The 281-nt window shown below is 36.3% G+C and carries 1 protein-coding gene; it reads right to left on the reverse strand.

All coding sequences use genetic code 11. From position 1 onward, the window contains the following. Window positions 1-281 (reverse strand): hypothetical protein (locus tag FDW96_RS02980; RefSeq protein ID WP_212732853.1); only part of this gene is annotated, 281 nt, incomplete at both ends.

Below are 281 nucleotides of genomic sequence, written 5' to 3' on the forward strand. Positions count from 1 at the left end.
CCTTTACTTTTTCCACTAGTTCGCTATCTGGTTCTTTTTTAGATTTATTGACACAAGTAAATACTGAATCAACATAAGAAAAATTCAAATCATCATCAAACTGATATCCACGCGCTTTTACTGATAACTTAGAGAAGTCGTTATGTCTACCACGTTTAGGGCTTAACATCAGCATAAATTCTGCCCAAGCTGTAAGAGTAGAACCACCTAAGGCATCACTAGGCTTTACCATATAGGCTTTATCGTCCATTGAGTTTGCATAAGCTGATTTGTTTGCATGA

It is taken from the genome of Citrobacter sp. TBCS-15, assembly GCF_005280815.1.
GTDB classification, from domain to species: Bacteria; Pseudomonadota; Gammaproteobacteria; order Enterobacterales; family Enterobacteriaceae; genus Citrobacter; species Citrobacter werkmanii.